Source organism: Mycobacterium sp. NGS67, assembly GCF_059812185.1.
Map to the genome: position 1 here is coordinate 1 of NZ_JCALCF010000091.1, position 402 is coordinate 402.

Sequence of the window (402 nt, forward strand, 5' to 3'; positions counted from 1 at the left end):
ACCAGCGGGGTCGGCGGCGCGGCGGCCAAGGCCGGGTCCGGCGGGGACGCCGGGGCCGGTGGTCACGCCGGCGCGGCCGGCAAGGGCGGTATCGGTGCGGCCGGCAACCACGGCATCAACAGCGGTGACTCCGGGTTTGCCGGTGGTGACGGCGGCGCCGGCGGTCAGGGCGCCAACGGCGGTGCCGGTGGGGTCGCCGGCCTGGCCGGTGCCGGTGCCGGCGGGGTGGCCGGCGCCAACGGCAACGGTGGCAATGCCAGCAGCGGTGGTGCCGGTGGTGCGGCCGGGTCCGGTGGGGCCGGGGTCGACGGTGCGATCGGTCAGGCCGGCACCAACGCCGGGGCCGGTGGCACCGGTGGTAGCGGCGGCGCCGGCGGTAAGGGCGGCGCCGGTGGTGCCGGG

Annotated in this window: 1 protein-coding gene; it reads left to right on the forward strand. The window is 80.1% G+C overall.

Translation table 11 applies throughout. The annotated features are described in order from the left end of the window. The coding region (locus AC5Y4D_RS27370) for a hypothetical protein (protein WP_500038783.1) at positions 1 to 402 on the forward strand (402 nt) is incomplete at both ends.